Consider the following 382-nt stretch of genomic DNA (forward strand, 5'->3'; position numbering starts at 1 on the left):
GGATGCCTTGAAATTCTCCATCCGACTCTCGGCACGCGCCAGATCCAGCATTTTGCCGGAAATTTCGTCCACGGAGGCTGCGAGCCTTAAAAGACCCTTTGTCGAACTGTCAGTCCCGGCCCGAAGACCAGACATCGCCGACGTTCCCGCCTGGGAGACCGAGGACAGCCCATCGCGCATACCCGTGAGCATGACGCTGCTTTCGCCTAGCTGGCCGTTCCAGGCAGCCTGTGCATCCGCAGATGTTTTCTGCTGACGGGACAGATCCGCAACAGCCGTACGAGTCTGGGAGATTTCCTTCTGCACTGCAGCCAGGCGCTGTGTCGTTTCGGACGTGTCAGCACCGGAAGATGCAGAACGATCCAGCTCTTCCTGCAGGGCT

Annotated in this window: 1 protein-coding gene; it reads right to left on the reverse strand. The window is 59.4% G+C overall.

Translation table 11 applies throughout. From position 1 onward, the window contains the following. Positions 1–382, reverse strand: a 382-nt coding sequence (locus tag JN414_RS16530) for a hypothetical protein (protein WP_202208890.1), incomplete at both ends; no start/stop codon positions are given.

The organism is Gluconobacter sp. Gdi (assembly GCF_014132155.1).
Classification (GTDB): domain Bacteria; phylum Pseudomonadota; class Alphaproteobacteria; order Acetobacterales; family Acetobacteraceae; genus Gluconobacter.